Origin of the sequence: Streptomyces griseoflavus (assembly GCF_014649995.1) — a bacterium.
GTDB lineage: Bacteria > Actinomycetota > Actinomycetes > Streptomycetales > Streptomycetaceae > Streptomyces > Streptomyces griseoflavus.
This window is the reverse complement of sequence record NZ_BMUC01000022.1, coordinates 1-18035: the sequence shown is the minus strand read 5'-3', so window position 1 is coordinate 18035 and position 18035 is coordinate 1. Positions and strand designations below refer to the sequence as shown.

Sequence of the window (18035 nt, the reverse complement as noted above, 5' to 3'; positions counted from 1 at the left end):
GGCCAAGACTGCCATGGTGCAGCGGACTTCACGGCGGGTGTCGGGTCTCACATCGCGGCGGCCGGACCGATCCAGGATGATGATCGGGTGCTCAGGTTCATGCCCGTAGGTGACTCGATGACGATCGGGAGCTCGGGTGAACACACCTGGCGCTACCGACTGTGGCAGCACCTGTGCACGGCGTACGGCGGCCCCTTCACGCTGGTCGGCCCGCGCGAGACGCTGCACGACCCGTCCGCGGACGCCCCGACCTCCCACGCGTACGCCGACCCGGACTTCCCCCGCGCCCACCTGGCCGGCTGGGGCGAGGGCTGGCACCACATGACCCCGCTGATCGGCGACGCCGTGCGCTCCTGCCGGGCGGACGTGCTGCTGGTGTCGCTGGGCCTGATCGACCTGGGCTTCTACACCAACGCCGAGCAGACGGCGGACAACGTGCGGGCGTTCGTCGCCGGGGCGCGGGCGGCCCGGCCGCGCGTCCGCGTCGCCGTCATGCCGGTGATCCGCAACATCCGGGTGGAGGCCGACCCCTCCTTCGCCGAGCAGGTCACCCGCTTCAACGAACTCCTCGCGAAGACCGTCGCCGACCTCGACGAACCGGGCTCCCCGCTGCTGCTCGTCCCCCCGCCGCAGTCGTACGACTTCCACACGGACACCTACGACGGCACCCACCCCAACGAGGCCGGCGAACACAAGCTCGCGGCGGCGTTCGCGGAGGCGATGTGGCACGGGTGGGGGCTGGGCGGGCCGTACGGAGCGGTGTAGCGGTCCCGGGGGGGCTGGCATATGCGGCCCGCCCCGTGCCCAGCTCACCGTGCGTATCGTTGTACCGCGCGGCCGCACTCGTCCGTGGGCGGCCGGGGAGGAGCGCCACGATGACCGTCCTTGACGACAGGATCGCGATGGCCGAGAGCGACAACACGCGCCAGCTCGACGAGATGTTCGACCGGCTCGAGAAGATGCCCGTCCCCGAGGGATACAAGGTCGAAATCGTCGGGGGGGCCGTCTACATGGCGCCGCAGCGGGACATCCACTGGGAAACCATCCGTGTGATCCGTTGGGCTCTGGAAGACCGGTTCGGGCGAGAGGCCAGGCTGTTCTCGGATGTCCGCATCGACTTCCCCGGTTACCGGAACGGGTTCTGCCCGGACGTGGCGAAGATCAGGGACGGAGCGCAGAAGGACGACAAGGGCAAGTGGCGCTACCAGGACGTGGAGTTCGTCGCCGAGGTCATCTCGAAGGACACCGCGCGGAACGACTATGACCCCAAGAAGACCGCGTACGCCCTCGCGGAGGTACCGGTCTATCTGATCGCCGATCCCTATGTCCGCAAGTGCCGTCTGTTCACCCATCCCAAGGACGGCACCTACGTGAGCGACACGTCCGTCAACTACGGCGGGGAGGTCGACATGACCACCACCCATGTGGGCCTCGTCCTCAAGACCGACGGCTTCCCTCACGACTGACCCCTCTTGCATAGAGCGCACTCCAAGCCGTTGGCTTGATGAACATGAAGTACACGCAGCTCGGACGCACAGGTCTCAAGGTCAGCCGGCTCGTCCTCGGGACGATGAACTTCGGTCCGCAGACCGACGAGGCGGACAGTCACGCCATCATGGACGCGGCGCTGGACGCCGGTATCAACTTCTTCGACACCGCCAACGTGTACGGCTGGGGCGAGAACAAGGGCCGCACCGAGAGCATCATCGGAAGCTGGTTCGCCAAGGGCGGCGACCGCCGCGACAAGGTGATCCTCGCGACGAAGGTGTACGGCAACATGGGCGCCGACGGCGAGGCGTGGCCCAACCACGACAAGCTGTCCGCCGTGAACATCCGGCGCGCGGTCGACGCCTCGCTGAAGCGGCTGGGCACCGACCGCATCGACGTCTACCAGTTCCACCACATCGACCGGGACACCCCGTTCGACGAGATCTGGCAGGCGGTCGACGTCCTGATCCAGCAGGGCAAGATCCTCTACGTCGGCTCCTCGAACTTCCCCGGCTACAAGATCGCCCAGGCCAACGAGATCGCCGCCCGGCGTGGCGGGACCATCGGGCTGGTCAGCGAGCAGTGCCTGTACAACCTCGCCGAGCGCCGCGCCGAGATGGAGGTGATCCCGGCCGCCCGCGACTACGGGCTCGGGGTGATCCCGTGGTCGCCGCTGCACGGCGGACTGCTGGGCGGTGTGCTCAAGAAGCAGGCCGAGGGCGGCCGCCGCGCCTCCGGACGGGCCGCCGACACCCTCGCCGACCCCACCGCACGCGCGCAGATCCAGGCGTACGAGGACCTGCTCGACAAGCACGGCATCGAGCCCGGCGAGGCCGCGCTGGCCTGGCTGCTCACCCGGCCCGGCGTGACCGGCCCGATCGTCGGTCCGCGCACGGCCGAGCAGCTCGCGTCCGCGCTGCGGGCGGTCGAGCTGGAGCTGAGCGAGGAGATGCTGACCTCGCTGGACGAGATCTTCCCGGGTCCGGGTCCGTCCCCGGAGGCCTTCGCCTGGTAAGCGCGGGCAGCCGTGCGGGCCGGCGTCGGCGCTACCTGCCCAGCGCCGACGCCAGCCCCACGACGACGAACATCAATACGAGCGCACCGGCCATGATCCGGTTCCGGGTTTTCGGGTCCACGCCGTCGAGCCTAACCGGCCGCGCCCAGTGCGCGGCGGGCGACCGCCTCGTAGCGCGGCTGCTCGCCCGGGATCCCGGACCTCGGCAGGTGGCTGCGCACCAGCACCAGTTCCTCCACGGTCCAGGTGCGGGAGCGGAAGTCCTCCAGGGCGTCTAGGTACGGCCGCACGCCGACGCCGTCCCGGCTGCGGGCCAGCGTCAGGTGGGCCTTGTAGCGGCGGTGCTCGCCCATCGGCACGCCCGCCTTCCGGGCGGCCGCCTCGGCCCGCCCGGCCAGCAGGCCCATGGCCGCGAGGTCGCCCTCCGCGCCGGCCCACAGGGCCTTCCCCCGCCCGAACTGGCCGCCGCCGCGCAGCGCCAGCCCGAACGGCTCGGTGCGGGCGGCGGCCCGTGCCAGGCGTTCCGTCAGCCCGGGCACCAGCTCCTCACCGACCTCCCCGTAGAACGCCAGCGTGAAGTGCCACCCGGCCCGCTCGGTCCACCGCATCCGGTCCGCCCCGGGCAGTTCCCGCAGCCGCCCGACCTCGACGGCGAGCGCCCGGACGACGTCCTCGGGGGGCAGCACGGCGGCGAAGAGTCTCATGCCCCCAGTCTCACAGGGGAACGCGCGTACGCTCCCGCGTGTCCCGGTCACCGTGCGTATCGTTGTACCGCGCGGTTGCACGCATCGAGCGGCAGCCGGGGAGGAGCGCCACGATGACCGTCCTCGACGACAGGATCGCGATGGCCGAGAGCAGCGACGAGCTCACACTCGACACGATGTTCGCGTGGCTGGAGAAGATGCCCGTCCCCGAGGGTTACAGGACTGAGATCGTCGGGGGGCACATCTTCATGACGCCGCAGCGGGACACGCACTGGGAGATCACTCTCGACATCGTCGAACAACTGCGCGTGAAGTACCCGCGGAAGCGGGTCAAGTCCGACGTCCGCATCGACTACCCGGGGCATCTCAACGGCTTCGCCTCCGACGTGACCCTCCTGGCCGAGGGCGCGGCCCAGAACGCTGAAGGCCGGTGGCGCTGCGAGGACGTCGAGTTCGTCGCCGAGGTGATCTCCCGGAGCACCGCGGGGAACGACTACGGCCCCAAGAAGGACGCCTACGCCGCCGCCGGCGTGCCGGTGTACCTGGTCGTGGACCCGTACACCGCCGAATGGCACCTGCACACGCTGCCGGAGGACGGGAAGTACCACGGCGGCGTGCACTTCGGCTTCGGCACCGAGATCGATCTGCTCCGGACGGCCGTCGGTCTCGTCCTCGGGACCGACGAGTTCCCCCGCGACCGGCCGGGGGCGCGGCCCGGCGGCGATCACGCCACCGGCGCCAGCGCCTCCTGACGCTCCCGGGGCACGAACCGTACGCGCGGGTGGCCCCGGTCCCAGCCCACGGACAGCCGCAGGCCGCCGAGCCGGGCGAGGATCAGGCCGATGACGGACGCCGCGGCCACCGCGACCGCGCCGCCGGCCGCGAAGCCGACGCGGGCGCCGTAGGTGTCGGTGATCCAGCCGACGATCGGGGCGCCGACGGGGGCGCCGCCGAGGAACACCATCATGTAGAGGGCCATGACACGGCCGCGCATGACCGGGTCGGTGGCCATCTGGAGGCTGGTGTTGGTGGTGACGTTGACCGTCATCGAGAACAGGCCCAGCGGGACCATGATCAGGGCGAACATCCACAGCTGCGGCGACGCCGCGGCCAGGATCTCCAGCGCGCCGAACGCGATGGCGGCCACGATCAGCAGCCGCAGCCGGGCCGTGCCGCGCCGGGCGGCGAGCAGGGCGCCGGAGACGGAGCCGACCGCCATCAGCGTGTTGAACATGCTGTAGACGCCCGCGCCGCCGTCGAAGACGTCGTCGGCGAAGGCCGAGAGGTAGACGGGGAAGTTGAAGGCGAAGGTGCCGATGAAGCCGACCAGGACGATCGGCCAGAGCAGCTCGGGCCGCCCGGTGACGTAGCGCAGGCCTTCCCGCAGCTGTCCCTTGCCGCGCGGGGCGCGCTCGACGGCGTGCAGTTCGCGGGCGCGCATCATCATCAGGCCGGTGAGCGGCGCGACGAAGGACAGGCCGTTGAGGAGGAACGCCCAGCCCGTGCCGACGCCGGTGATCAGCAGGCCCGCGACGGCGGGGCCGACCAGGCGGGCGGACTGGAAGTTCGCGGAGTTCAGGCTGACCGCGTTCTGCAGCTGGCCGGGGCCGACGAGCTCGGAGACGAAGGCCTGCCGGGCGGGGTTGTCGACGACCGTGGCGAGTCCGAGGGCGAAGGCGGCGACGTAGATGTGCCAGACCTCGACCCTGCCGGTCAGGGTGAGGACGGCGAGCGCGAGTGCGGTGAGGGCCATCGCGGTCTGGGTGACGATGAGGGTGGGCCGCTTGCGGAGCCGGTCGACGAGGACGCCGCCGTAGAGGCCGAACAGGAGCATCGGCAGGAACTGCAGGGCCGTGGTGATGCCGACGGCGGCCGAGGAGCCGGTGAGGCTCAGCACCAGCCAGTCCTGGGCGATGCGCTGCATCCAGGTGCCGATGTTGGAGACGACCTGGCCGAGGAAGAACAGGCGGTAGTTCCTGATCCTCAGCGAGGAGAACATGGAGTTCCTGCGGGCGGGGGTGTCGCGGGCGGCCAGGGTGTCGCGGTGGTCAGGTGCGGGGGCGGAAGCTGCTCCGGATCCCGTACTCAAAGGGTTTCGCCTCCTTGCTGTGGCCGCTGCCCGCGGCCGGCGTGCGTGCTCAGATGTGCGCGAGTTTCTCCAGCACGGGGGCGGCGGCGCGCAGTTTCGCCCACTCGTCCTCGTCGAGCTCCTCCACCAGCGTCGCCAGGAACGCGTTCCGCTTGCGGCGGCTCTCCTCGAGCATCGCCTCGGCCTGCTCGGTCTGTGTGACGACCTTCTGGCGCCGGTCGTCGGGGTGCGGTTCGAGGCGGACGAGTCCCTTGGCCTCCAGCAGCGCCACGATGCGGGTCATCGACGGCGGCTGGACGTGTTCCTTGCGGGCGAGCTCGCCCGGGGTGGCGCGGCCGCAGCGGGCCAGCGTGCCGAGCACCGACATCTCGGTGGGGCTGAGGGATTCGTCGACGCGCTGGTGCTTGAGCCGACGGGACAGCCGCATCACGGCGGAGCGGAGGGCGTTCACGGCGGCTGCGTCGTCGCCATGGCTGAAGTCCGGCATGTTCGTTAGAGTAACTCATTACTCTCGCTAAAGACCACCGGAAAAGCGCGGCCTTCCCGTGAGACCTGCCACTCCTGTCACGCGAGATCACCCGTACGAGTGATCCGGCCACGAAACACCACGTGCCGCACGGTGGTGTGCGGCGACGCTCGTGCGCATGGGGACCGACGTGCTCAGCCTTCGCATGGACCACGAGCTGCTCGAACGGCTCCGGGCACATGCCGCCAAACGCGGCATGAGCGTCCAGGACTATGTCGTCCGGACGCTCATGCGCGATGACTTCGACCAGCGGTTCCAGGCCGCCGTCGAGGAGACGGAGAGGTTCTACGGGGTCACCTGAGGCCCCGCGTCCTCAGCTCAGGTGAGGCCCAGTGCGGGCATCAGGTAGTAGAAGGCGAAGACCGCGGCCACCGCGTACATCGCCGGCGGGACCTCCCGGCCGCGGCCGGCCGCCAGGCGCAGCGCGGCGAAGGTGATGAAGCCCATGCCGATGCCGTTGGTGATCGAGTAGGTGAACGGCATCATCAGCATCGTCACGAAGGCCGGGACGGCGATCGTGTAGTCCGCCCAGTCGATCTCCTTGATCGAACCCGCCAGGATCAGGAAGCCCACCGCCACCAGCGCCGGGGTGGCCGCCTGGGACGGGACCATGGTGGCGACGGGCGTGAGGAACAGCGCCACGGCGAACAGACCGCCGGTGACCACGTTGGCGAAGCCGGTCCGCGCGCCCTCGCCGACACCGGCCGTGGACTCCACGAAGGCGGTGGTGGCCGAGGAGGAGCTGGCGCCGCCCGCGGCGACCGCGACACCGTCGATGAACAGGACCTTGTTGATGCCGGGCATCTGGCCTTCGCCGTCGGTCAGCTTGGCCTCGTCCGAGACGCCCATGATCGTGCCCATCGCGTCGAAGAAGCACGACAGCAGCACGGTGAAGACGAACAGGACGCCGGTCAGCACCCCGACCTTCCCGAAGCCGCCGAACAGGCTGACCTGGCCGAGCAGGCCGAAGTCGGGGGAGGCGACCGGGTTGCCGGGCCAGGTGGGCGTGGTCAGGCCCCAGGACTCGATGTCCGCGAAGGCGTTGATGACCAGCGCGACGGCCGTCATGGCGACGATGGAGATGAGGATGGCGCCGGGCACCTTGCGCACGATCAGCGCCAGCGTGAGCAGCGTGCCGAGGACGAAGACGAGGACGGGCCAGCCGTCGAGGTGACCGGTGCCGCCGAGCTGGAGCGGGACGGTGGTCTGGGCGACGTCCGGGATACGGGAGACGAAGCCGGAGTCGACCAGGCCGATCAGCATGATGAACAGGCCGATACCGATGGCGATGGCCTTGCGCAGCCCGTACGGGACGGCGTTCATCACGCGCTCGCGCAGACCGGTGGCGACCAGCAGCATGACGATGAAGCCGGCCAGCACCACCATGCCCATGGCGTCCGGCCAGGACATGCGCGGGGCGAGCTGGAGCGCGACGACCGAGTTCACGCCGAGGCCGGCGGCGAGCGCGATCGGGACGTTGCCGATGACGCCCATGAGGAGCGTGGTGAACGCCGCGGTCAGGGCGGTCGCGGTGACCAGCTGGGCGTTGTCCAGCTGGTGGCCGTACATGTCCTTCGCGCCGCCCAGGATGATCGGGTTCAGCACGATGATGTAGGCCATCGCGAAGAAGGTGGCGAAACCGCCGCGGACCTCACGCGACAGGGTGCTGCCGCGCTCGCTGATCCGGAAGTAGCGGTCGAGGACGCCGGAGCCGGACCCCGGCTGCTCGGGGGTGGGCACCTTGGCGGGGGCCGACGTGGACATGCGGGGACCTCATCACCTGCGGGCCTCTCACGAGGCCCTTTGGTGTTTTCTACGAATGAAAGCGGTCAGAGGCAAACGGATTCAGTATGAACATATAACGACGTCGATGCTATCTCCGCGCGTAGACGAACGTGGCCGGACATGCGCCCACTGCGGCACACCTCACTCGATGCGCCCCCCGACGGCCCTCGTAAGCTGTGCGCATGGCGAAGTGGACCCCCAAGCACGAGGCGCCGGAGCCCCTGGAGGGCCCCGTGGTCGCCACCATCACCGGCGGCACGATCGTCTGGTTCGTCCTCTTCCTGGTCCAGCTCCCCTTCTACGGCTGGTTCGACGACCACGGGCACACCTGGTGGCTGTGGACCTGCCTGGCCGGCGGCGGGCTCGGCTTCATCGGCATCTGGTACGTCCGCAGGCGCGACGCCGCGATCAAGCGGGCGGAGGCGGAGCGCACCGCCTGAGGCGCCCGGCGCCCGCGGGCCCGACCGCCGTCCCCGCCACCGCCGTACGACCCTGGGCCTACGGCCCTTCCGCGGCCGTCCTCCCCTGGTCGGATCTTCCGCCGTTCGGGTGGGTGCGGCCCCTGGTCCGCACGTAACGTCGGATGCATGACGCATCTCGACGCGGACGCCCGGACCGCTGCCGCGCCCCCCTCCACGGTCACCTCCGCGGTGACCGGGCTGACCTCGGCGGAAGTGGCCGACCGGGTGGCCCGCGGCCTGGTCAACGACGTGCCGGTGCGCAGCAGCCGCTCCCTGACCGAGATCGTCCGCGCCAACGTCTTCACCCGGTTCAACGCGATCATCGGCGTGCTGTGGGTGATCATGCTGGTCGTCGCGCCGATCCAGGACAGCCTGTTCGGCTTCGTGATCCTCGCCAACACCGGCATCGGCATCGTCCAGGAGTGGCGGGCGAAGAAGACCCTGGACTCCCTCGCGGTGATCGGCGAGGTGCGGCCCACGGTGCGCAGGGACGGGACGGCCGCCGAGATCGGCACGTCCCAGATCGTGCTGGACGACCTGATCGAGGTCGGTCCTGGCGACAAGGTCGTCGTCGACGGGGTGTGCGTCGAGGCGGACGGCCTGGAGATCGACGAGTCGCTGCTCACCGGCGAGGCCGACCCGGTGGTGAAGAAGCCCGGGGACCAGGTCCTGTCCGGCAGTTTCGTCGTCGCGGGCGGCGGCTCCTTCCAGGCGACCAGGGTGGGGCGGGAGGCCTACGCGGCGCAGCTCGCCGAGGAGGCGTCCCGTTTCACCCTCGTCCACTCCGAGCTGCGCAGCGGCATCTCCACGATCCTCAAGTACGTGACGTGGATGATGGTGCCGACCGCGATCGGCCTGGTCATCAGCCAGCTGGTGGTCAAGGACAACGAGCTGAAGAACTCCGTCGCCCGCACCGTCGGCGGCATCGTGCCGATGGTCCCGGAAGGGCTGGTGCTGCTCACCTCCGTCGCCTTCGCGATCGGCGTGATCCGGCTGGGCCGCAAGCAGTGCCTGGTGCAGGAGCTGCCCGCGATCGAGGGGCTGGCCCGGGTCGACACGGTCTGCCTGGACAAGACCGGCACGCTCACCGAGGGCGGCATGGACGTCACCGAGCTGCGGGTGCTGGGCGACGGCGACGAGGCGTACCTGCGCAAGGTGCTGGGCGAGCTCGGCTCGGCGGACCCCCGCCCGAACGCCTCCCTCCAGGCGCTCATCGACGCGTTCCCGGACACCACCGAGTGGCGCCTGACCGACACGCTGCCCTTCTCCTCCGCCCGCAAGTACAGCGGCGCGACGTTCGAGGAGGAGCCGGGCCGGGCGGCCGTCACCTGGCTGCTGGGCGCCCCGGACGTGCTGCTGGACGCCGGGGACCCGGCGCTGTCCGAGACGGTGCGGATGAACGAGCAGGGGCTGCGCGTGCTGCTCCTCGCCCGGGCCCGCGACGGGGTGGACGTCGACGACCCCGCCGCCGCCGAGGACGTACGGCCGGTCGCGCTGGTGGTGCTGGAGCAGCGGCTGCGGCCCGACGCCGCCGACACCCTGCGCTACTTCGCCGAGCAGGACGTCCGCGCCAAGGTCATCTCCGGCGACAACGCGGTGTCGGTGGGCGCGGTCGCCGCCAAGCTCGGCCTGTCCGGCACGGCGGTGGACGCGCGCGGGCTGCCCGGGGACCGGGACGCCATGGCGAGGGAACTCGACGAGGGCACGGTGTTCGGGCGGGTCACCCCGCAGCAGAAGCGGACCATGGTGGGCGCGCTCCAGTCGAGCGGCCGCACCGTGGCGATGACCGGTGACGGCGTGAACGACGTGCTGGCGCTGAAGGACGCCGACATCGGCGTGGCGATGGGCTCCGGCTCCGAGGCCACCCGGGCGGTCGCGCAGATCGTGCTGCTGAACAACAGCTTCGCCACGCTGCCGTCGGTGGTGGCGGAGGGGCGCCGGGTGATCGGCAACATCACCCGGGTCGCGACGCTGTTCCTGGTGAAGACGGTGTACTCGGTGCTGCTGGCGGTGCTGGTGGTGATCTCGCAGGTGGAGTACCCGTTCCTGCCGCGCCACCTGACGCTGCTGTCCACGCTCACCATCGGCGTCCCGGCGTTCTTCCTGGCGCTCGCCCCCAACAAGGAGCGCGCCCGGCCGAACTTCGTGAAGCGGGTCATGCGGTACGCGATCCCCGGCGGGGTGCTGGCCGCGACGGCCACCTTCACCACGTACCTGATCGCGCGGGAGCACTACAGCGGCGAGGGCTCGCTGGAGGCGGAGACGAGCGCGGCGACGCTGACGCTGTTCCTGATCTCGATCTGGGTGCTGGCGATCATCGCCCGGCCCTACACCTGGTGGCGGATCGGTCTGGTGGCGGCGATGGGCGGGGCGTTCCTGCTGGTGCTGGTGGTGCCGTGGCTCCAGCACTTCTTCGCACTGAAGCTGGTGGGCATGACCATGCCGTGGACGGCGGCCGGTATCGCGGTCGTCGCGGCCGGGGTGCTGGAGCTGCTGTGGCGGTGGGTGGACCGGCGGATCCCCGCGTAGACGCCCCCCGCCACGGGGCCGTCGTGGCTGCTCACACGGCCTTCCGCGTCTCCCTTCGCGACGTCGGGTGCTCCACGTCACACCCGCCATGCGGGACCATGGAGTCTGCCGACCCAAGTGATCGGAGACGGAAAACCTGATGAAGCTGCGCGGGAAGAAGACCGTGAACTCCCAGTCCCAGTCGCGAAGAAGCGAACTGGCGGCCCAACTGTCCGCGCCGGTGCGGGCCTTCATGTCGACCGAGGCGGGCAGCGCCGGGCTGCTCCTGGTCGCCGTGGCAGTCGCCCTGATATGGGCGAATTCGCCCTGGTCGGAAGCGTACACATCTCTTTGGCACACTGAGGCGTCCGTCACACTCGGCGACGCCCGCCTGTCGATGGACCTGAGCCACTGGGTCAACGACGGACTGATGGCCCTGTTCTTCTTCGTCATCGGTCTGGAGGTGCGCCACGAACTCTCCGTCGGCTCGCTGAACGACCGCCGGCGGATCGTGATCCCGGGCCTCGCCGGCATCGGCGGCATGCTCGTGCCCGTCCTGCTCTACCTGGCGATCGCGCCGGGAGGTGACGCCGCCAGGGCCTGGGGTGTCGTCATCGGCACCGACACGGCGTTCATGCTGGGCGCCCTCGCCGTGGTGGGCCCCCGGTTCGTCACCCAGCTGCGTGTCTTCCTGCTCGCCATCACCGTCATCGACGACATCGTGGCCGTCACCGTGATCGGTGTGGTCTACTCCGGCAGCATCAACGTGCCCGAGCTGATCGCCGCGCTGCTCCTCGGCGTGGTCCTCTCCGCGCTGACCCGCTTCGGCGTCTGGCGCTCCGCCCCGTACGTGCTGATCGTCCTGGTGATGTGGCTCGCCACGCTCAACGCCGGACTCCACGCCTCCATCGCGGGCATGCTCGGCGGTCTGCTCATCCCCGCCCGCAAGCCCTCCCGCGAGGGGGTCGAGCAGGCCGCGCGGCTCTTCCGCGCCTTCCGCCAGTCGCCCCGCGCCGACGTCGGCAAGACGGCACGCAAGGGACTGCAGAAGGCCGTCTCCGTCAACGAGCGGCTCCAGACGGTCCTGCACCCCTGGTCCAGCTACGTGATCGTCCCGGTGTTCGCCCTGGCCAACGCCGGCGTCGACCTGCGCGACGGCGTCCTTACCAACGCCCTCGGTTCCTCGCTCACCTGGGCGGTGGTCGTGGGTCTCGTCGCCGGCAAGACGATCGGCATCTGGGGCGGTGCCGCGTTCGGCACCCGGTTCGGACTGGGCAAGCTGCCGACGGGGGTGGCTCCGGGCCACGTCCTGGGCGGCGGCGCGCTGTCCGGGCTCGGGTTCACCGTCTCCCTGCTGATCGTCCAGCTCGCCTTCGACGACCCGGCCGTGCGCGCCGAGGCGACCGTCGGTGTGCTGCTGGCCGCCGTGTTCGCCACCGTGCTCGGCTGGATCGTGTTCCACCTGGCCGCGGTGCTGAAGGGCCAGACGGACGCGGATCTGCCCCGCTTCCTGGACCGGCCGGTCGACCCGGAGAAGGACCACATCCTCGGTCCCCCGGAGGCGCCCCTGACGCTGGTGGAGTACGGCGACTTCGAGTGCCCGTTCTGCGCCCGCGCCACCGGCGTCACCAAGGAACTGCGGCAGCGTTTCGGCGACCGGTTCCGCTACGTGTTCCGGCACCTGCCGCTGCCCGACGTCCACCCGCACTCCGAGCTCGCCGCGCGGGCGGCCGTCGCGGCCGACGCGCAGGGACGTTTCTGGGAGATGCACGACCTGCTCTACCAGCACCAGGACGAGCTCGAGTACGAGGACACCGCGGGGTACGCGGCCGACCTCGGCCTCGACGTGGAGAAGTTCCTCCGCGACCTCGACACCGAGGAGACCGCCGAGCGGGTCCGCGCGGACGCCGCCAGCGCGGAGGCCAGCGGGGTGCGCGGCGCGCCGACGTTCTTCATCGGCAACCGCCGGCACACCGGCCCGTACGACGCGGAAACCCTGGCCCGCGAACTGGAGGCCTCCGCCGACGCCCCCTCCGGCGCCACCCGCGCCCCGTCGGAGTAACGCCCACCCCGGGCCCGCCGCCGCAAGACCGGCGGCGGGCCCGGACAAGCAACGCTCCGCCCCCGCCCCGCACCCGCACCGGGCACAACCCGGACGCCGGAGGTGTACCCGCCGGGGGTCAGGGCCGGAAGCCCAGGGGCCCGGACCCCGCGGCCGGGGTCAGTCGAACCAGCGGTCGCGCGCCAGCTCCTCCGTACGGGACGGGTCCTCCAGCAGCGCCGCCACCTCGAAGCGCCGCGGCCACTGCCCCGCCGCCCAGGCGAGCCCCGCGGCCACCCCTTCCAGCGTCGCCGCGTGCGGCACCCCGTCGTCGGCCAGCCGCCAGTCGATCTCGACACCGTCGACGACCAGCTCCTCGTGCTCCACGTACGACGCCGGCGTCCCCGGCCCGAGCAGCACCCGCACCGACTCCGGTACGTCGTGCTCGGTGCCCTCGGAGCCGATCTCCCCGGTGACGGACTCGCTCAGCCGCCGCACCTGGAACAGCTCCGCCAGGTCGGCGGCCCGCGCCGGCGGGACCGGCAGCAGCGGGACGCCCGACGTGAACGGCAGCAGGTCGGGCGAGTCGACGACCACCGCGTCCGCGGCGTCCACCACCTCGACCCGGCCGTCGACCACCGCCCGCAGATCGTCCGGCAGGGTCACCTGCTCGGGGTCCAGCTCGGCCAGCGCCCCGTACAGGGCGTGCAGCTGGGCGGCGGTGACCGGCCGGGCGGGGTCGGCGAGCCGGTCGAGGAGCTCGGCCGCGCCGCCGGGCTCGTCGAGCAGGGCGGCCACGGACGTCCGTACGCCGAGGGCGCGCAGCACCTGCTCGTCTTCGAAGCCGGTGGCGTCCGCCTCGTCGTACAGGCCCCGCAGCAGCGGATCGCTCCCGGCGGCCCGCAGTCCGGCCGGGCGGCGTCCGCCGATCACCGGGTGCCCGCGCAGCCACCACGCGGTGTAGGGCCGTACGACCTCGTGGGTGCCGTCGTGCAGCAGGACGCGCACCGGCTGGACGAGCGCGTCGCGCAGCGGGGGCCGGGACAGCAGGGCGAGGGCCTGCGGCCAGCGGTCGTCGTCCACGAGGTCGAGGTCGCGCACGGCGACGATCTCGGTGGCGACCGGCGGCACGGGACTGTCCGGGAAGCGGTCGAGGACGTCCTCGCTCCACACGTCCACGGCGTCCAGCAGCCCGGCGTCGTCCGGTTCGGCGAAGTCCCCTTCGCGGGGTTCCAGTTCGTCGGGGTCGAGGACGACGTCGGTGGCGCGGACCAGGGCGAAGTCCACCAGCACTCCGCAGGCGGCGAGCGGCTGTTCGCCCCACTTGCCGGCCAGTTCGCCGTCCACTGCGGCGAGTTCTCCCTCGCGCATGACCTGGGCGAAGGGGCCGCCGGGGAAGACGAGTTCGCAGGCCGGGGAGAGTTCGCCGTCCTCGTCGGGCAGGGCGAGCGCGCCCAGCCAGGGCTCGTCACCCGGTTCGAGGGCGGCGTCGCGCACCAGTCCGAGCACGGTGTCGGCGAGTTCCTCGGCGTCCGGGGTGTCCTCCTCCCAGTTCGTCCCGCCGTCGTCGTCCAGCGAGGCGGCGACGGCGGCCCGCACCTGCGGGGTGGTGAGGACGGCGCGCGGGGTGGCGGGGAGGGCGCCGAGCTTCTCCAGCAGGGGGTGCGCGGCGTCCGGGTGGGCGACCTTGAGACCGAGCCGGGCGAGGAGCCCTGCGTCGAGGGAGGCCGAGTCGGGGGTCGGCAGCAGCACGTGCCGGGGCCCGATCGTCGTCCGTCCTCCCCCGGAGCCGAATGCCTGGGTGGTGCCCCCGGCCAGCGGCACCGGCAGCCCGGACAGCCGGTCGGGGTCGACCCCGGCGAGGCTGTCGTACAGCCGCCGCCACCAGTCGGGGGACTTCTCCAGGCCGGCCAGCCGGTCGACCGCGTCGGTGAGCGGCACCCGGGCGACACCGAGGGTGCGCAGCTCGGCGCGGCGTTCGAGGCCGGCGGGCAGGAGCGTGGGGAGCACTTCCGCCAGGACGCGTACGGTGTCGGCCCCCGCCCCCTCGACGACCTCGGCGTCCCGGGGCCGCAGGGACTCGGGCAGTTCGTCGTCGCCCTCGTCCTGTCCCCCCGGCGGGACGGCCGGCGGCAGGAAGGAGGTGCGCGGCAGCCGCTCCAGGACGGCCTGGCGCAGGGCGCCGTCCAGTTCGCCCTTGCCGAGCGGGCCGGGCACGAGGCCGATGATCCCGGCGGTCACCGGCCGCCAGTCGGCGAGCAGCCCGGCGTAGGCGTCGGCCGCGCGCTGCACGAGGAAGTCGGTGAGCGGGCCGGGGGCGGCGTGCCGGCGGGTGGAGTCGAGCGGGAGGGAGGCGATGAGCAGCGCGGGCACGCCGAGGGGCTCGTCGCTCGGGGTCGGCGCGTGCACGACGGGGCTGGTGCGGGGCCGGGCGGGGCTGCCGTCGGCGTCGACGGGAACGGCCCAGGTCACCGACCAGTGCGGCCGCAGCCGCTCCTCGACCGGCCGGTCGGCGAGCAGGTCGGGGGTGAGCGGCCCGTGCGCGGCGGCGGTACGCCACCGGGTCGTCCCCTCGCGCGAGTCCTCGACGACGGTGAGGCCGTCCTCGTCGCGCCGCCGCACCGTACGGGGCTCGGCGTCCCCGATCTCGACGACGACGTCCTCCAGGCCCGGCAGGGCCAGCAGCAGCGCGTCGTCGATCGCGTGCAGCAGCCGCTCGGCGAGGTCGGCGGCGGCCGTGTCCCGCAGCGGGAGGATGACGGCCGTGTCGTAGGGGTCGGGGGCGGTGCCCTCGGCCGCGAAGGGGAGCCGCAGCAGCGGTACGTGCCCGTCGCGCCGGCGGATCTCGTCCCCCAGCCCGGCGCTGCGCCCGGCGGTGTCGTGCGCGAGGTCGCGCGCCTCGGCCAGCGACCACCTGACCCCGCCGTGCCGTCCGACGACGGCGGGCTCGTCGGTGACGGCGAGCACGGCGGCGAACCCGACACCGAAGCGGCCCACGGCCCGGTCCGGCGCGTCCCGCTTGGCGGAGGCGCGCAGCGTGGACAGCGACTCGACGCCGGCCGCGTCCAGCGGGGCCCCGGTGTTGGCGGCCACGAGGACCCCGTCCCGCAGGGTGAGCCGGAGCCGTCCCGGCACGCCGGCCCGGGCGGCGGCGTCCGCGGCGTTCTGCGCGAGCTCGACGACGAGTCGGTCCCGGTACCCGCCGAGGACGAGGTCCTCCTCGGCGTTGGCGTCCTCACGGAAGCGGGCGGGACTGGTGGCCCAGGCGTCCAGGACACCGCGCCGCAGCCGGGCCGTCCCGAACGGATCGGCACCCTCGGCGGCGGGCCGCACGTACTTGCTCACGTTGACTCTCCTCATCGGCCGCCCTGATCGGCGTGAGCACGAAGGTACCGCTCCGTCTGGCGAGGCGGTGTCCCCGTCCGCCGCACCCCTGGGGATGATCGGTGCCGTGCTGCTGGAATCGCTGTCCGTCGCCGCCCTGGCCGTGGTGCTGGTGTGCGCCGTCGCCCGTCCCTTCCGCTGGCCGGAGGCGGCGTTCGCGGTGCCCGCGGCCGGCGTCGTGGTCGCGACCGGCGCGATCTCGCTGGAGGCGGTGCGCGAGGAGGCCGCCCGGCTCGGTCCGGTGATCGGGTTCCTGGCGGCCGTGCTGGTCCTCGCCAAGCTCTGCGACGACGAGGGACTGTTCCACGCCTGCGGGACCTGGATGGCGCGCTGGGCCCGCCGCCGGCCGCGCAGGCTGCTCGGCGCGGTCTTCACCCTCGCTTCGCTGATCACCGCGGCGCTCAGTCTGGACGCCACCGTGGTGCTGCTGACGCCGGTGGTGTTCGCCACCGCCACCCGTATGGGAGCCCGCCCGGCCCCGCACGTCTACGCCGGCGCGCACCTGTCGAACACGGCGTCCCTGCTGCTGCCGGTGTCGAACCTGACGAACCTGCTCGCGTTCACCGCGACGGGGCTCACCTTCACCCGGTTCGCTCTGCTGATGACCCTGCCGTGGCTGGTGGCGATCGCCGTGGAGTACGCCGTCTTCCGCCGCTTCTTCGCCGCCGACCTCGACGCGCCGCCCACGGCCGCCCAGGCGCCGGAGGAGCCCGTGGAGGTGCCCTGGTTCGCGCTGCTGACGGTGGCCGCGACGCTCACCGGGTTCGCCTTGGCGTCCGCGGCGGGCATCGACCCGGCGTGGGCGGCGGCGGCCGGCGCGACCGTGCTGGCCGTGCGCGCCCTGGCCCGCCGGCACACCACCCCGGTGGCGATCGTCCGCTCCGCCGACCCGCCGTTCCTCGCGTTCGTCCTCGCCCTGGGCGTGGTCGTCCGGGCGGTCCTGGACCACGGCCTGGACGACGCGCTCGGCGCCGTCCTCCCCGACGGCACGACGCTCCCCGCCCTGCTGGCCGTCGCGGGGATCGCGGCGCTGCTCGCCAACCTGGTCAACAACCTGCCGGCGGTCCTCGCCCTCGTCCCCCTGGCCGCGCCGTCCGGTCCCGGCGCGGTCCTCGCCGTCCTGCTGGGCGTCAACATCGGCCCCAACCTCACCTACGTGGGCTCGCTGGCCACTCTTCTGTGGCGGCGGATCGTCCACCACCACGACCACGAGGTGAGCCTGAGGCGCTTCACGCTGCTGGGCCTGGCCACCGTCCCCCTGACGCTGGTGGCGTCGACGGTGGCGCTGTGGGTGTCGCTGGAGGTGCTGGGCGGCTGACCGGGGCGGCGGGCCCGGAGACCCACGCCACATCCGCCGGGGTCCCGGACCGGGCGCCCGGTGACATGCTCCACAAGCCGGACGGACCGTACTACCCGGAATAGTCGAAAAGCCACGCCCCTCAAGCCGGACATTCGGCACTTAGCGCCCGCCGATCAGCTTGAAATGGGGGGTTTCGCCCCACAGGTATGCCTTCGTCAAGAGACGTGGGTCTCACGCCCTGGCTACGGCCTTTCGTCGTAGGTCACACCTTTGCGGCTTTTGGGCGGGTCGGGCTACCAAGGAACGGCCAGCGCGGCACGGACCTGTTCCGCGGATGGTTTCCCCCGCCCCCTCCCCCATGAGGTTTCGATGTTCGAGCGCGTCACGTCCCGTCTCCCCCGTACGCCCCTGACCCGCACCCGTGCGGGAGTCATGGCCGCCGGCCTGGGCGCAACGGTCGTCCTGGGAGCCGGGGTCGCGGTCGCCGCCGCCGAGAACACGGCCGTGTCCGGCAGCGCCACCGCCGTCCAGGCGCAGGCCGCCGCCCAGGCCGAGGCCGCGAAGACGCAGGCCGTCACGGCCCAGAAGGCAGCCAAGGCCGCCGAGAAGAAGCAGGCGTCCTGGGTCTCGCCGGTGAAGAGCTACCAGCTCTCCGCCAGCTACGCCGCCAACGGCGGCATGTGGGCCTCCAAGCACTCCGGCCAGGACTACGCCGTCCCGACCGGCACCCCGGT

At 72.1% G+C, this 18035-nt stretch carries 14 protein-coding genes and 1 pseudogene; 10 read left to right on the top strand and 5 right to left on the bottom strand.

Going from position 1 to position 18035, the window contains the following annotated elements; all coding sequences use genetic code 11:
• Positions 1-87 precede the first annotated feature (87 nt).
• The 3 genes from IE172_RS31545 to IE172_RS31535 all read left to right on the top strand — a co-directional run bounded on the left by IE172_RS31545 (position 88) and on the right by IE172_RS31535 (position 2503).
• Positions 88-765: an SGNH/GDSL hydrolase family protein gene (locus IE172_RS31545; RefSeq protein WP_190100765.1), complete on the top strand. Its 678-nt coding sequence runs from the start codon at positions 88-90 to the stop codon at positions 763-765.
• Positions 766-875: 110 nt separating this feature from the next.
• The gene (locus tag IE172_RS31540; protein ID WP_190100764.1) at positions 876-1466 is read left to right on the top strand and encodes a Uma2 family endonuclease; all 591 of its coding nucleotides are present in this window, start codon (positions 876-878) and stop codon (positions 1464-1466) included.
• Between the two features lie 44 nt (positions 1467-1510).
• Complete coding sequence (locus tag IE172_RS31535; protein ID WP_190100763.1) at positions 1511-2503, top strand: aldo/keto reductase; 993 nt, start codon at positions 1511-1513, stop codon at positions 2501-2503.
• A 131-nt stretch (positions 2504-2634) separates the two neighbouring features.
• Here IE172_RS31535 and thpR read toward each other — a convergent pair whose 3' ends face one another.
• A complete protein-coding gene (gene thpR, locus IE172_RS31530; protein WP_190100762.1) occupies positions 2635-3207 on the bottom strand; it encodes an RNA 2',3'-cyclic phosphodiesterase in 573 nt (190 codons plus the stop codon).
• 113 nt (positions 3208-3320) lie between these two features.
• Here thpR and IE172_RS31525 point away from each other — a divergent pair, with 113 nt between their 5' ends.
• The gene (locus tag IE172_RS31525; RefSeq protein WP_190100761.1) at positions 3321-3959 is read left to right on the top strand and encodes a Uma2 family endonuclease; all 639 of its coding nucleotides are present in this window, start codon (positions 3321-3323) and stop codon (positions 3957-3959) included.
• On the opposite strand, the gene IE172_RS31520 is transcribed toward IE172_RS31525, so the two are convergent.
• Together IE172_RS31520 and IE172_RS31515 are read right to left on the bottom strand one after the other, a co-directional pair.
• Positions 3932-5296, bottom strand: a complete 1365-nt coding sequence (locus IE172_RS31520) for an MFS transporter (protein WP_190100760.1) — start codon at positions 5294-5296, stop codon at positions 3932-3934. The genes IE172_RS31525 and IE172_RS31520 overlap by 28 nt on opposite strands.
• Positions 5297-5345: 49 nt before the next feature.
• Positions 5346-5783: a MarR family winged helix-turn-helix transcriptional regulator gene (locus IE172_RS31515; protein WP_190100759.1), complete on the bottom strand. Its 438-nt coding sequence runs from the start codon at positions 5781-5783 to the stop codon at positions 5346-5348.
• Positions 5784-5940: 157 nt separating this feature from the next.
• On the opposite strand from IE172_RS31515, the gene IE172_RS31510 reads away from it, so the two are divergent.
• On the top strand, positions 5941-6123 hold the full coding sequence (locus IE172_RS31510; RefSeq protein WP_190100758.1) for a ribbon-helix-helix protein, CopG family: 183 nt from the start codon (positions 5941-5943) through the stop codon (positions 6121-6123).
• 17 nt (positions 6124-6140) lie between these two features.
• Here the strand turns inward: IE172_RS31510 and IE172_RS31505 are convergent, their stop codons facing one another.
• Entirely contained in the window at positions 6141-7586 is a 1446-nt protein-coding gene (locus tag IE172_RS31505) for an NCS2 family permease (RefSeq protein ID WP_190100757.1), read from the bottom strand.
• 203 nt (positions 7587-7789) lie between these two features.
• Between IE172_RS31505 and IE172_RS31500 the strand changes: the two genes are divergently transcribed.
• From IE172_RS31500 to nhaA, 3 genes are all read left to right on the top strand, one after another.
• Positions 7790-8047, top strand: coding sequence for a DUF2530 domain-containing protein (locus IE172_RS31500; protein WP_190100756.1), 258 nt, complete (start codon positions 7790-7792; stop codon positions 8045-8047).
• A gap of 147 nt (positions 8048-8194) precedes the next feature.
• Positions 8195-10597 carry an HAD-IC family P-type ATPase gene (locus IE172_RS31495; RefSeq protein WP_190100755.1) on the top strand — a complete coding sequence of 801 codons (2403 nt, stop codon included), beginning with the start codon at positions 8195-8197 and terminating at the stop codon, positions 10595-10597.
• 139 nt (positions 10598-10736) lie between these two features.
• On the top strand, positions 10737-12638 hold the full coding sequence (gene nhaA / locus IE172_RS31490; protein ID WP_190100754.1) for a Na+/H+ antiporter NhaA: 1902 nt from the start codon (positions 10737-10739) through the stop codon (positions 12636-12638).
• A 159-nt stretch (positions 12639-12797) separates the two neighbouring features.
• Here nhaA and IE172_RS31485 read toward each other — a convergent pair whose 3' ends face one another.
• Positions 12798-15962 carry a sacsin N-terminal ATP-binding-like domain-containing protein gene (locus IE172_RS31485; RefSeq protein WP_190100753.1) on the bottom strand — a complete coding sequence of 1055 codons (3165 nt, stop codon included), beginning with the start codon at positions 15960-15962 and terminating at the stop codon, positions 12798-12800.
• Positions 15963-16056: 94 nt separating this feature from the next.
• Between IE172_RS31485 and IE172_RS31480 the strand changes: the two genes are divergently transcribed.
• Together IE172_RS31480 and IE172_RS31475 are read left to right on the top strand one after the other, a co-directional pair.
• Positions 16057-17319, top strand: coding sequence for an SLC13 family permease (locus IE172_RS31480; RefSeq protein WP_190100844.1), 1263 nt, complete (start codon positions 16057-16059; stop codon positions 17317-17319).
• Positions 17320-17670: 351 nt separating this feature from the next.
• Positions 17671-18035 (top strand): annotated as a pseudogene (locus tag IE172_RS31475) (M23 family metallopeptidase); the annotation flags it as partial.

What these genes read in the sequence shown, in the direction of transcription:
- IE172_RS31540 (WP_190100764.1), top strand. Translation starts at nt 876, where the DNA reads ATGACCGTCCTTGACGACAGGATCGCGATGGCCGAGAGCGACAACACG.
- thpR (WP_190100762.1), bottom strand. Translation starts at nt 3,207, where the DNA reads ATGAGACTCTTCGCCGCCGTGCTGCCCCCCGAGGACGTCGTCCGGGCG.
- IE172_RS31515 (WP_190100759.1), bottom strand. Translation starts at nt 5,783, where the DNA reads ATGCCGGACTTCAGCCATGGCGACGACGCAGCCGCCGTGAACGCCCTC.
- IE172_RS31480 (WP_190100844.1), top strand. Translation starts at nt 16,057, where the DNA reads ATGATCGGTGCCGTGCTGCTGGAATCGCTGTCCGTCGCCGCCCTGGCC.
- IE172_RS31500 (WP_190100756.1), top strand. Translation starts at nt 7,790, where the DNA reads ATGGCGAAGTGGACCCCCAAGCACGAGGCGCCGGAGCCCCTGGAGGGC.
- IE172_RS31510 (WP_190100758.1), top strand. Translation starts at nt 5,941, where the DNA reads ATGGGGACCGACGTGCTCAGCCTTCGCATGGACCACGAGCTGCTCGAA.
- IE172_RS31525 (WP_190100761.1), top strand. Translation starts at nt 3,321, where the DNA reads ATGACCGTCCTCGACGACAGGATCGCGATGGCCGAGAGCAGCGACGAG.
- IE172_RS31505 (WP_190100757.1), bottom strand. Translation starts at nt 7,586, where the DNA reads ATGTCCACGTCGGCCCCCGCCAAGGTGCCCACCCCCGAGCAGCCGGGG.
- IE172_RS31495 (WP_190100755.1), top strand. Translation starts at nt 8,195, where the DNA reads ATGACGCATCTCGACGCGGACGCCCGGACCGCTGCCGCGCCCCCCTCC.
- IE172_RS31535 (WP_190100763.1), top strand. Translation starts at nt 1,511, where the DNA reads ATGAAGTACACGCAGCTCGGACGCACAGGTCTCAAGGTCAGCCGGCTC.
- nhaA (WP_190100754.1), top strand. Translation starts at nt 10,737, where the DNA reads ATGAAGCTGCGCGGGAAGAAGACCGTGAACTCCCAGTCCCAGTCGCGA.